This is a genomic window from Komagataeibacter rhaeticus (assembly GCF_011611525.1).
Taxonomy (GTDB): Bacteria; Pseudomonadota; Alphaproteobacteria; order Acetobacterales; family Acetobacteraceae; genus Komagataeibacter; species Komagataeibacter rhaeticus.
On sequence record NZ_CP050139.1, the window covers coordinates 822,118 to 834,214 of the forward strand.

A 12,097-nucleotide genomic window follows, 5' to 3' on the forward strand; every position below is an offset into this window, starting at 1 on the left:
AATGCGGGTGTGGCGAATGTCATCTTTCCTTTATCGCGGTGCGGTAATAGACACGCGATATGGAGTCCGCAAAGCCATCCGCCCCGTTTCCGTCGTCCGCGCTACAGAAAGTCGCGGCCGAGGCTGCTGCACGCCAGCGAAAGGAAGCCACACATCCCGAACCCCACCGGCGGCAGCTGCCGCTGAAGGTCGGAACGCGTGCCTCTCCGCTGGCGCTGGTCCAGACACGGGCGTTCCTTACGGTCCTGACCCGTTTCTGCCCTGTATTGCGGGACATGGGGGCGTTCCAGGAACACCAGATCAGCACCACGGGCGATCAGGTGCAGAACCGCAAGCTGGCGGAAATTGGCGGCAAGGGCCTGTTCGCCAAGGAAATCCATGAAGCCCTGCTGGATGGGCGGATCGACTTCGCGGTGCATAGCCTGAAGGATCTGGAGACCACGCTGCCGCCGGGGCTGGTGCTGGCCTGCACGCTCAAGCGCGAGGATGCGCGTGATGTGCTGATCCTTGGCCCCGGCTGTGGGGAGCCGGACCCGGCAGACCCGTATTCCGTACTGCCGCAGGGCGCGCTGGTGGGGTGTGCCTCCGTCCGCCGCCAGGCGCAGATGCTGCATGTGCGCCCGGACCTGAAATTCGGCCTGCTGCGCGGCAATGTGCAGACCCGGCTGGACAAGCTGGCCGCCCGTCAGTGCGATGCCACCCTGCTGGCCTATGCCGGGCTGCGCCGGCTGGGCATGGAAGACCGCGCCGACGTGATCCTTGACCCCACCATCATGGTGCCCGCCGCCGGACAGGGGATTGTGGGCGTGACCGTGCGGGAAAGCGATGTGGAACTGCGCGAACTGCTTTCCGCCATCGAGGATTACGAGGCCCGCGCCGTCGCCACGGCCGAGCGCGCGCTGCTGGCGGAACTGGACGGGTCGTGCCGCACCCCCATTGGCGGTTACGCCCGGCTGATCCCGGTGGTGGCTGGTGGTGCGCCGGAACTGCACCTGACCGGCCTTGTCGCGCGCGAGGACGGGTCGTTCCTGCTCAAGCGCTCCATAAGCGGGGCACCGGCGGATGCGGCGCGTCTGGGGCGCGACCTTGGCCGCAGCCTGCGGGCCGACAGCCCGGCCGATATTTTTGTTGAAGAAAAATAACCACTCCTGTCGCGCCCATGCGTGACGGGGTGATCATTACCCGCCCCCCGCCCGGCCTTGCCCCCACCATGGCGGCGGTGGCGGGGGCAGGGTGGCGGCCCATCGCGGCCCCCATGCTGCATGTCGTGCCCCTTGGCCTGACCTTGGGGGCCTTCCGTCCCGATGCCGTTGTGCTGACCAGCGGGCAGGCCCTTGCGGCGCTGGACGATCCGCGCCTGCATGCCTGCCCCTGCTATGTGGTGGGGCAGGCGACGGCCCGCCGGGCACGGGCGGCGGGTTTCAGTCATGTCATTCCGGCCTCCGGCACGGCGGCGGAGCTTGTGGCGCTGCTGCGTGCGTCCTGCCGGGCGGGAAGCAGGCTGCTGCTGGCGGTCGGGCGTGGCTATGGGGGCGACATGGCAAATGAACTCCGCGGTGCCGGTTTCCGCGTGGCGCGGCGGTGTGTCTATGCCATCGAGCCGGTGCGGGTGCTGCCCGATGCGACGGAAGCGGATCTGCGGGCGGAGCAGGTGGCGGCGGTCATGTTCTATTCCACCCGCACGGCGGAAGCCTTCGTGGCGGCGCTGGACCCGGTTGTGGCGGGGATGCTGGCGCGGGTGGACGCGATTGCCATGTCGGGCACGGTTGCGGCGGCGTTGACGGGCGGGCCGCACTGGCGGGCCGTAAGGGTGGCGACCCATCCCGACCAGGACGCCATGCTGGACAGCCTTGGGCGACCTGATTCAAATTAACCATTTGATAAAAAACGATAAAACTTTTTGGGAGCCGCCTGTTTTCAAAAAGGCGGCGTTTCTTGAAGCTTTTTGAAAAAGCTTCACCAGAACCTTCCCTGATACTTTTCAGGCCGGGCTGGCGCGCGGGGCGTATGCGCGACCTTGCATAAAAAAAGCCGGGAGCACGATGCCCCCGGCCTTTCTGGCTGCCTTGGTCAGGCTATGTGGCCCGACACAGGCTCAGGCATGGCCCGGCGTCTGGTCGAACGAGTTGCGCTTGGCCTGCCACAGCGCCACGAAGTCGATCGGCTGCAGCACCACGGGCGGGAAGCCGCCATCGCGCGTGACTTCGCTCAGGATATTGCGCACGTAGGGGAAGATCAGGCGCGGCACTTCCACCAGCAGGATCGGCTCGATCAGCTCGGCGGGCGGGTTGTTCAGTGTCGCGATTGCCGCATAGGACAGCTCGGCAATGAAAACCGGCCGGCCGGCGGGGCCGCCCTCGGTCTGCGGGGCTTCGCTCGCTTCGGCCTTTACGGTCAGGACCACCTCGAACACCGGCTGTTCCTGTTCCAGGCGGTTGGCCTGCACGTCGATGTTGACCGAGATCTGCGGGTTGGTGCGCAGCGTTGCGAATATTTCCGCCCCGGCGGGCACCTCGAACGAAAGGTCCTTGATGTACTGAAGGTTGATTGCCAGCGGAAGGGCGGGGGGCGCGCTCTGGCCGTTTTCAGGGCTGGTCGGCTGGGTCGTGTCGGACATGCTTGTCTGTATTTCCCGGAGGTCAGTGGAAAAAGGAAAGAATCCCGTATTCTCTGGCCGTAGCATGGGCATGCGGGCGATGCCATACCGCGTGCCGGAATTTTAACGCCTCTTGTGCATTGTGCTGGCAAAGGGCCTTGCCTATGTTGTGGCGCAGGGTAACTTCTGGCAGGGCGCCCGCCTGCCGTTATGGACGCGCGGCATGAATTTTATCTCTGGTCATTTTCCGCTGGATCTTGTTGTTCTGGGGCTGGTGGCTGTCTTCCTTGTCCTGCGCCTGCGCAGCATCCTCGGCCGCAGGGTCGGGGCCGAACCGGCGGTGCGCCCCATGGCGGCCCAGCCCGCGGCCCAGCCGATGGTGGAAAAGCCTGTCGAACCCCCGCCGCCCGCCATTACCTATGAAATTCCCACTCCTGATACCCGCGTGGGCGGCGTGCTGGCCCGCATCGCGGCCCTCCAGCCCGGCTTCACACCCCAGGAATTCGCCCGGGGAACCGAGACCGCCTTCCGCCAGATCGTGGGTGCCTATGCGGCGGGTGATCTGGACGTGCTGCGCGAACGGCTGACAGCCGCCACCTTTGGCGCGTTCGAGGCGGCGATCCAGTCCCGCCAGCAGGCGGGCGAGGTCCTGCGCAGTGAAATCCGTGACATTACCGACATCGCCATCATCGGCGCGGAAGTGGATGAGGCCGCAGGCCCCAGTCCCCTTGCCCGTATTGAGGTGCGGATCGTATCGGACCAGATCAGCCTGACGGTAGACAGCAGCGGCCACCCCGTGGCCGGCGTGGACGCGGTGACCGAATTCTCGGACCTGTGGACGTTCGAGCGCCTGCTGGGTGTCAATGCGCCCGGGGCCGGCTGGCGGCTGGGTGCCAGCCGCAGCGCATAGGCCGCCGTGCCATAATTTCCCGATAAACTCATGATCTGTCTGTGTGCATGAAAGTATTCAAGCATATTGCGCCGCTGTGCGCCGTTATTGCCCTGTGTGGCTGCCATACCCAGTCCCCCGTCACCGGTGCCGCCCAGGAACGCAGCCCCGCCCCGGCGCGGGTACGTCATGTCCCCTTCCATGCCCTGCCCGGATGGAAGAATGACGCGCAGGAAGAGGCGCTGTCCGTATTCCTGGAAGACTGCCACAAGATCACGAGCTTGCCCCCGGACAGCAGCCTGGGGGGGGAAGCCACGTCCCGTCCCGGCCGGGTGGTAGGGGACTGGCAGGCGGCCTGCCAGGCCGCGCGTGACGTGCCGGTGGGCGACCGGGCGGCGGCGCGGGCATTTTTTGAACAGTGGTTCCGTCCCTACACCATGCCGGCGGGTCCGCGCGCGGGTGGCATGCTGTTTACCGGCTATTACGAACCCGAGATCAGGGGTTCCCTGCGGCGGGGGGGCATGTACCAGACCCCGGTCTACCGCCGCCCGCCCGATCTGGTGCGTGAACGCGACGCACAGGGCAATATCGTGACCGGCCGCAGGCAGGACGGGCAGATCGTGCCCTACTGGACCCGTGCCGAGATCGATCAGGGGAGGCTTGCGCACAAGAAGCTGGAAATGCTCTGGCTTGCCGATCCGGTTGACCTGTTCTTCCTGCAGATACAGGGGGCCGGGCGGGTACGCCTGCCCGATGACACGATCATCCGCCTTGGCTTTGATGGCCTGAATGGCCAGCCCTATGTGCCGCTGGGGCGCGTCATGGTGGCGCAGGGGCTGCTGGGTGCGGATGACGTGAACATGGCCTCCATCCGCGGCTGGCTTGAGGCCAATCCCGACAAGGCACGGGAGATGATGGAGAAGAACCCCAACTACGTCTTCTTCCGTGAACTGGATGGAGCGGACGTCCGGGCCGGTGCGCCGGGCGCGCTGGGCGTGTCGCTTGTGCCGGGGCGTTCGGTTGCGGTGGACCGGGCCTACATTCCGCTGGGCAGCCCGGTATGGGTGCAGGCACAGGTGCAGGTGGACGGTCACCCCGCAACATGGGAGCGGCTTGACTTCGCACAGGATCTGGGCACTGACATCAAGGGACCGGACCGTGCCGACCTGTGTATGGGCTGGGGACCGGAAGCGGCGCAGGCCGCGGGCAACCTGCATTCGGGTGGGCAGATGATCGTGCTGGTGCCGCGAAGCAGGCCGAAACACGAACACGAACACGAAGCATCCGCCCAGTAACACCAGATCCGCCCGGGGCGGAGTAAAGAGCGCAGGAACATCATGACAGGGCGACCCCGCGCGGCGCAGGCTTCCGTACCGACACCCCGCCCGCCGCGGACGGTCCGTTACACCGAAGGTCCCCATCTGCTGGTCCGTGGCGACTGCGTGCGCGCCATGCGCCGCATGGAAGCGGCCAGCGTGGATGTGGTCGTCACCTCGCCGCCATACAATATCGGGCTGAAATACCGCACCTATCGTGACCGGCTGGAGGAAGACGGCTACCTGGACTGGATGGTCGAGGTCGCGGCGGAAGTGCGCCGGGTCATGCGGCCCGACGGTTCGTTCTTCCTCAATGTCGCGGGGTCTTCCGCCCAGCCGTGGCTGCCGTTCGAACTGATGGTCCGGCTGCGCGAACTGTTCGTGTTGCAGAACCATATCTCGTGGGTCAAGTCGATCTCGGTCGGGGTCGACACGCATGGCCATTTCAAGCCCGTCAACAGCCACCGCTACCTCAACCGCAATCATGAGCACCTGTTCCACCTGACGCTGAAGGGGGAGGTGGGACTGAAGCGGCTCGATATCGGCGTGCCCTACAAGGACAAGTCCAACATCGTGCGCCGTGGCCACCGCCAGGACCGCCGGTGCCGGGGCGATACCTGGTTCATCCCCTATGAAACCGTGCAGGGCAGGGCGCAGAAATTCCACCATCCCGGCACGTTTCCCGTGCTGCTGCCGCAGATGTGCATCCGCCTGCATGGCAAGAGCGCGCCCGTGGTGCTGGACCCGTTCATGGGCACCGGCACCACGCTGGTCGCGGCCGTGCGGGAAGGGGGGCGGGGGATCGGGATCGATCTCGATACCATCTATGTCAACGTGGCGCGTGAACGGGTCCGGCAGGCCATGCAGGCGCAGGCGGCGGGTGCTGCCGGAACGGATGATCGAAATGTTTGATCGTTTCCATTGAAACGATTATATTGACAAATAATTCCTGAATCGGCCAAAACCACTTCCAGTCTTGGGAAGGGGATTTCGCATGTCGGTCAGGAAGGCAGTTCTGGGGGCAATCGCCGCAGGCGGCGTGGTGTATGGCGGGACGGTCGCCTATCTCACGCATTTCGATCACGCCACGGCGCCGGCGCCCGCGGCGGCTGGCGTGGACGCCGTGTCCGCCAACGCCCTGAATGTGGTGCGGGAGGCACGCTGCGACTACTGCCACGCGGCCAATGTCGACCTGCCCTTCTATTTCAGCCTGCCGGTGGCCAATACGCTCATGAGCCGTGACCGCGCGGAAGGGCTGAAGCATTTCCGTGTGGAGCCGGTCATTACCGCGCTGCAGAATGGCAGCGTGCCCGATGAGGAGCCGCTGGCCCGCATCGAGGAAGTGATCAACCAGAACCGCATGCCGCCCACGCTGTACCTGCTCATGCACTGGCATGCCCACCTGTCGGCCGCCCAGCGTGACAGCATGCTGGCCTGGATTGCACAGGTCCGCCGCCAGCATTACGCCACTTCAGGGGTGGCCGACCGGTTCGCGGCCGAACCCGTGCAGCCGATACCCGAATCCGTGCCGGTCGATGCGCCCAAGGTGGCGCTGGGCCAGCGCCTGTTCTTTGACAGGCACCTGTCGGGGGACGGGCAGTCCAGCTGCGCAAGCTGCCACAGCCTGCAGCATGGTGGTGTGGACGGGCTTGTCACGGCAACGGGCATTTATGGCCGCAAGGGGCCGATCAATGTGCCGACCGTATTTGACGCGGTGTTCAACAAAAGCCAGTTCTGGAACGGGCGCGCCGCGACGCTGGCCGACCAGGCGGCCGGTCCGGTCATGAACCCGCTGGAAATGGGTTCGCATGACTGGTCGGACGTGGCGGCCCACCTGCGTGAGGACCCGAGCTATGTTGCGGGTTTCCAGGCCGCCTTTGGCAGCGACACGATTGACCAGGCCACCATTACCGGGGCAATCGCGGAGTACGAAAAGACACTGATCACCCCTGACAGCCGTTTTGACCAGTACCTGAAGGGCGATGACGCGGCCCTGAACACACAGGAAAAGCAGGGCTACAGGCTGTTCAAGGAGATTGGCTGCTCTGGCTGCCATACCGGGGTTTCCATGGGCGGGCAGGCGTTCGAGCCGATGGGGCTGGAAGGGGACTATTTCGCCGCCCGTGGGGGCGCCCTGACCGATGCGGACAAGGGACGCTTCACGGTAACCCACAACCCGGCGGACATGGAACGCTTCAAGGTGCCCAACCTGCGCAACATCGCGCTGACCGCGCCGTATTTCCATGACGGCAGTGTGAAGACGCTGGATGACGCGGTGCGCAAGATGGCGCGCTACCAGACGCCCGACCACAGCATTTCCGATCAGGACGTGGCCGATATCGTGGCTTTCCTCAATACGCTGACCGGGCGCTATCAGGGCGAGATCCTGCGTAATACGACGCCCTGACCAATTCCCGCTTGCCCCCTGCATGGCCCTGCCGCATACGCGGCGGGGCTTTTGCGTTATGGTCCGTGCCTGAAACCATGGACCTGCCCGGGCGGGTGTGATTCTATGCACCGCAGGCCATGGTGCCGGGGAAGGGGAAGCAGACCGTGAGGCAGCGCAGACTGAACGAGGAGGAACAGGCCCTGTGGTCGGCCTTCGCGCAGGGTATCGCGCCGTTACGCACGGCCCGCCATCTTCCGCCCGCATCCTTCGCCACGGGCCGCGCGCCTGCCGCCACGCCACCTGATCCTGATGCAAGGCCCGGCATGGACCGGGCGGATATCATGGCGCGGATAACGGCCGGGGCGGTGCATGCCGTGCATGCCACCGCGTCCCACGCCGTGACCGTGCAGAAAGGGAAGGGCGGCGCATTCGAGATTGGTGTGCGCAGGCCGGGGCTGGATGATACGAGCTGGCGCGGCCTGGTCAGTGGCAAGCTGCGGCCCGCGCGCAGGCTGGACCTGCATGGCCAGGTGGCCCAGACGGCGTTCCATCGCCTGCATGCCTTCATCATTCAGGCGCACGCGGACAACGTGCGCTGCATTGAAATCATTACCGGGCTGGGCAGTGGCCATAATGGTGGCATCCTGCGCCGGGAACTGCCGTTCTGGCTGGGGCGGGGGGATCTGGGGCGGCTGATCCTGGCGGTGGTGCATCCCCATTCCGCCAATCAGGGTGCCGTGCGCGTGCTGCTGCGCCGGCCCGGCCGGGCATCGCGCTAGGATGCGCGCCGGGCCTGCGTTATTATCTTAGTCCAGCCGCCAGGTCGGCAGCTTGGCCGCAAGCCAGCGGCGCAGCGCCATGATGGTCGTGGTATCGCCCGAAATCTGCTGTAGCGCCTGTGTCGCGTCCGTGCCGGTCAGCAGCGTGCGGCCGGTATCGTGGCCCATGGCCTGTATGGCGCCATCACGCATGGCCGCAGCCGTGGCCGTGCGCCAGCGCGCAAGGGTTGCGGCCTGTGTCAGCATGGGCAGCACAAGGGCAAGGTCAACCGACGCGGCCCCCGCCAGCGGTTTCCAGGCGGCATAGAGCAGGCTGCCCAGCGCGGAACGGGCATCCTGGCGCAGGCGGTCCTCCATGCCCATCACGGCCTGTCCCTGCACGCTGAAGGCGGTGGTGCGGGTGGACAGCGTGAACAGGGGGGCAAAGCCCGCCTGTGTCAGTGACTCGACCAGCGCCATCGTATCGGGCGCGCCCTGCGGGTCGGTGATCTGTATGGCATCGACCTGATTGTCATGCAGGGCGGCGGCGGCGGCCTGCGGGGTGGCCAGGCCGGTTACGGGAATGGGGCGCAGGCCGAACAGGCTCATGGCCAGCACGGTGGGCAGTTCGATGCCGGTCAGGGTGGATACGGCAATGCGCACCGGCCGGTCACGCATGAAATTGCCCAGACTGCGGTGCAGCTGCGCCCGCCCGATCACGACCGGTACCGTCATGCTGAGCAGTAGCGGCAGCCAGCGGCTGTAGTCGAAATGGATGCGCAGGTCACCGCACAGCGAGGAGACAAGCGCCGAGCCGGGCGCCGCCAGCGCCATCATGCCATCGGATGCAAACTGGGAGTCGAACAGGTTGGCGCCCGTTACCCCGTCCTGCCCCACGGTGTTGCGCACCGGCAGCGGGGCAGGCAGGCCAAACCCCTGTGCCAGGGCTGCGGGCAGTATCGGGCTCCATCGGTCGGCCATGGCGCTATGGTCCCCGGCCAGCAGCAGGCCGGGCGTGCCGGACGGGTTTGCCGGCATGGACAGCCGTTCCCGGGGCAGTTCGGACGCCATGGCGCGCCCCATGGCGGTGCCCGCCGCCAGCATGCCCAGCAGGGCCCGGCGGGTGATCATGGTCGTGCCACGCGCGCGGGGGCGGGGGGCGCCTGCCGGTCATGGCCCCGTCGCAACGGGCGGGGCGGGATCGGGAGCGGGTCTGGCTGGGTGGGTAAGGCGGGCATGGGCTATTCTTATGGCCAGTGGACTTCCGGGGGAAGGCTCATGAGGATGGCTTCGGTATTTCCACCCGTTTTAAGGCCAAAAATTGTTCCCCGGTCGTGCAGCAGGTTGAACTCCACATACCGCCCGCGCCGGACCAGCTGCGCCTTGCGCTGGGCCTCGGTCCACGGTTCCATCATCCGCCCGCGCACGATGTCGGGGTAGGTTTCCAGAAAACCCAGCCCCACATCGCGCGTGAAGGCAAAGTCGGCGTCCAGGTCCCCGGTGTTGAGCCGGTCATAGAAGATGCCGCCAAGCCCGCGCGGTTCATTGCGGTGGGGCAGGTAGAAATAGCGGTCACACCATTCCCTGAAGCGGGGATAGTAGTCCGGGTCATGCTTTTCGCAGGCCAGCCGGAAGCCATCATGGAAGCGCGCGGCGTCACTGATGGCCTCGGCGCTTTCGGGGAACATGGGGGTGATGTCGCCACCGCCGCCAAACCAGCCCTGCGTGGTGATGATCATGCGGGTGTTGAAGTGGGCGGCGGGCACAAGCGGGCTGCACATATGGGCCACAAGGCTTATGCCGGTGGCAAAGAAGCGCGGGTCCTGTGCCGCCCCCGGTATCGAATCGCGAAAGCCCGGGCTGAACTCCCCGCTTACGGTGGAAACGTTCACGCCCACCTTTTCGAACACACGCCCGCGCATGAGGCTGATCACGCCCCCGCCACCCGGCGTGCCGTCATCGTTCGTGCGCTCCCACGGGGTGCGGATGAAGCGGCCGGGAGCTTCCTTGCCGGGCAGGGTGGGGCTGCCGGCGGCGGCGGCCTCGTCCTCTATCTGTTCAAAGGCGCTGCAGATCCGGTCGCGCAGGCTTTCGAACCAGGCCCGGGCCGTATCCTTGAGGGCGTCGTGGGCGACAGGGGTGCGGGATGTTGTCATGGCTGTATCATTCTGCCCGTTCTGGTCGTTCGCAATGGATATTACGGGTGCCCGTTTGCACCGCCTATTGCAAGACGGGCGATTGCAAGGGCACGCTCCCAGCCGCTAGGAAGGGCCAGCCTTTTGCATCCGATGCGGAAGGAAGACCGATCACTGGGGCGGAAACGGAGCGGACATGCAGGAACGGCGTCATCAGCGCGGCCATGGCGCGCGCGCAGGGGGCTGGTTGCGGCGCGGCCTGCTGCTGGCGGCGCTTGGCCTGCCCGCCAGTACGGCACTGGCGCAGCCGCGACACGACTACCGTGCCCCCCCGCCGCAGGCATGGAGCTTCAGCGGCCCGCTGGGGCATTTCGACATGGCGGCCGTCCAGCGTGGCTATACGGTCTATGCCCAGGTCTGTTCCGCCTGCCATGGCATGAAGTCCGTAACCTATGGCGACCTTGCGGGGCTGGGACTGAAGATGGCGGATGTCAACGCCATTGCCAGCGCCCACCATGTGCCCGCCGGGGTGGACGGCAGCGGCCACCCGGTCACGCGCCCGGCCAACATGGATGACCACCTGCTCTCGCCCTATCCCAATCCCCATGCGGCGGCGGCGGCCAATCACGGCGTGATGCCGCCCGACCAGTCGCGGCTGGCGGTGGTCCATCCCGGCGGGGTGGACCGGATACTGGCCTTCCTGACCGGCTATGGCGAGACCCCGCCGCCCGGCACCGCCGTGCCGCCGGGCCTGTTCTACAACCCCTATGCCGCCAACGGGCAGACCGCCATGCCGCCCCCGCTGCATGAGGGCGGTGTCACCTATCCCGATGGCACGCCCGCAACCGTTGCCCAGCAGGCGCGCGATGTCACGACCTTCCTGGCATGGGTGGCCAGTCCCCACCTGACCGCGCGGCACCGCGTGGGCGTGGGGGCCGTGGTGTTCCTGCTGGTTTTGCTTGTCCTTTCCATCTGCCTGAAACGGAGAACCTGGTCCAATGTCCCCTAACCCTGCCAGCAGCGAACAGATCGAGCCGGTTATCGGCCTGATCGGTGGTTCCGGCCTGTATGATATCGAAGGCCTTGAAGACAAGGAGTGGCGCACCGTCGAGACCCCATGGGGCAAGCCCTCCGACCAGCTTCTGTTCGGCCGGCTCGATGGCGTGCGCTGCGTGTTCCTGCCCCGCCATGGGCGCGGGCATCCGCTGCCGCCCTCACGGCTGAACTACCGGGCCAATATCGATGCGCTCAAGCGTTCCGGCGTGACCGATATCGTGTCGCTTTCCGCCGTGGGGTCGCTCAAGGAAGAACTGCCGCCGGGCCATTTCGTGGTGATCGACCAGTTCATCGACCGTTCGTTCGCGCGCGAGAAAAGTTTTTTCGATACCGGCTGTGTCGCCCATGTGGGCATGGCCGACCCGCTCTGCCCGCGCATTGGCGACGTGCTGGAAGGCCAGTGCCGCGAACTGGGGCTGGATGTGACGCGCGGCGGCACGTATCTGGTCATGGAAGGGCCGCAGTTCTCCACCCGCGCCGAGAGCAACCTCTACCGCTCCTGGGGCTGTTCGGTGGTGGGCATGACCAACATGCCTGAAGCCAAGCTCGCCCGTGAGGCGGAGATCTGCTACGCCACCGTGGCCATGGTGACCGATTACGACTGCTGGCACGACGGTCATGACAGCGTGACGGTGGATGCGGTGGTCAAGGTCATGCAGGAAAATGCCAGCCGTGCGCGCGCCCTTGTCCGTTCTGTCATCCCGAAGCTGGGCGCGAAGCGTGGCCCCTGCTACGCGGGCTGTGACCGGGCGCTGGAACATGCCATCATCACGGCCCCTGATCGACGTGACCCGGCCCTGCTGAAAAAGCTGGATGCCGTCGCCGGCCGCGTGCTGAACCGGGCCTGATCCGGGAAGGCAACAGAAGTTTCCGGGTGCCGCCTTTTTTTAAGGCCGCACCTTTCTGAAGCTTTTTGAAAGAAGCCTTGCCTGGAACGTCTTTCCTCTTGGCTCCTGAA

General features: G+C 66.0%; 12 protein-coding genes. 9 read left to right on the forward strand and 3 right to left on the reverse strand.

Going from position 1 to position 12,097, the window contains the following annotated elements; genetic code table 11:
- The first annotated feature begins 59 nt into the window (after positions 1 to 59).
- Both hemC and GWK63_RS03830 read left to right on the forward strand, forming a co-directional pair.
- The gene (gene hemC / locus GWK63_RS03825; protein ID WP_007399228.1) at positions 60 to 1,142 is read left to right on the forward strand and encodes a hydroxymethylbilane synthase; all 1,083 of its coding nucleotides are present in this window, start codon (positions 60 to 62) and stop codon (positions 1,140 to 1,142) included.
- Positions 1,143 to 1,159: 17 nt separating this feature from the next.
- A complete protein-coding gene (locus GWK63_RS03830; protein WP_039999367.1) occupies positions 1,160 to 1,873 on the forward strand; it encodes a uroporphyrinogen-III synthase in 714 nt (237 codons plus the stop codon).
- 222 nt (positions 1,874 to 2,095) lie between these two features.
- Here the strand turns inward: GWK63_RS03830 and secB are convergent, their stop codons facing one another.
- On the reverse strand, positions 2,096 to 2,617 hold the full coding sequence (gene secB, locus GWK63_RS03835; protein ID WP_034931491.1) for a protein-export chaperone SecB: 522 nt from the start codon (positions 2,615 to 2,617) through the stop codon (positions 2,096 to 2,098).
- Between the two features lie 202 nt (positions 2,618 to 2,819).
- Between secB and GWK63_RS03840 the strand changes: the two genes are divergently transcribed.
- The 5 genes from GWK63_RS03840 to GWK63_RS03860 all read left to right on the forward strand — a co-directional run bounded on the left by GWK63_RS03840 (position 2,820) and on the right by GWK63_RS03860 (position 7,969).
- Positions 2,820 to 3,506 carry a Tim44/TimA family putative adaptor protein gene (locus tag GWK63_RS03840; RefSeq protein WP_139064304.1) on the forward strand — a complete coding sequence of 229 codons (687 nt, stop codon included), beginning with the start codon at positions 2,820 to 2,822 and terminating at the stop codon, positions 3,504 to 3,506.
- A 47-nt stretch (positions 3,507 to 3,553) separates the two neighbouring features.
- Positions 3,554 to 4,780, forward strand: coding sequence for a murein transglycosylase A (gene mltA, locus GWK63_RS03845; RefSeq protein ID WP_112209907.1), 1,227 nt, complete (start codon positions 3,554 to 3,556; stop codon positions 4,778 to 4,780).
- Between the two features lie 42 nt (positions 4,781 to 4,822).
- On the forward strand, positions 4,823 to 5,713 hold the full coding sequence (locus GWK63_RS03850) for a DNA-methyltransferase (RefSeq protein ID WP_034931496.1): 891 nt from the start codon (positions 4,823 to 4,825) through the stop codon (positions 5,711 to 5,713).
- An 82-nt stretch (positions 5,714 to 5,795) separates the two neighbouring features.
- Entirely contained in the window at positions 5,796 to 7,208 is a 1,413-nt protein-coding gene (locus GWK63_RS03855) for a cytochrome-c peroxidase (RefSeq protein WP_007399234.1), read from the forward strand.
- Between the two features lie 146 nt (positions 7,209 to 7,354).
- Positions 7,355 to 7,969, forward strand: coding sequence for a Smr/MutS family protein (locus tag GWK63_RS03860; protein ID WP_007399235.1), 615 nt, complete (start codon positions 7,355 to 7,357; stop codon positions 7,967 to 7,969).
- Between the two features lie 27 nt (positions 7,970 to 7,996).
- On the opposite strand, the gene GWK63_RS03865 is transcribed toward GWK63_RS03860, so the two are convergent.
- Entirely contained in the window at positions 7,997 to 9,079 is a 1,083-nt protein-coding gene (locus GWK63_RS03865) for a hypothetical protein (protein WP_007399236.1), read from the reverse strand.
- A gap of 116 nt (positions 9,080 to 9,195) precedes the next feature.
- Positions 9,196 to 10,104, reverse strand: a complete 909-nt coding sequence (gene hemF, locus GWK63_RS03870) for an oxygen-dependent coproporphyrinogen oxidase (RefSeq protein WP_007399237.1) — start codon at positions 10,102 to 10,104, stop codon at positions 9,196 to 9,198.
- A 175-nt stretch (positions 10,105 to 10,279) separates the two neighbouring features.
- On the opposite strand from hemF, the gene GWK63_RS03875 reads away from it, so the two are divergent.
- Both GWK63_RS03875 and GWK63_RS03880 read left to right on the forward strand, forming a co-directional pair.
- A complete protein-coding gene (locus GWK63_RS03875) occupies positions 10,280 to 11,092 on the forward strand; it encodes a cytochrome c1 (protein WP_039999370.1) in 813 nt (270 codons plus the stop codon).
- A complete protein-coding gene (locus tag GWK63_RS03880; RefSeq protein WP_007399240.1) occupies positions 11,082 to 11,987 on the forward strand; it encodes an S-methyl-5'-thioadenosine phosphorylase in 906 nt (301 codons plus the stop codon). The genes GWK63_RS03875 and GWK63_RS03880 overlap by 11 nt, the downstream gene beginning before the upstream one ends.
- The last annotated feature ends 110 nt before the right edge of the window (positions 11,988 to 12,097 follow it).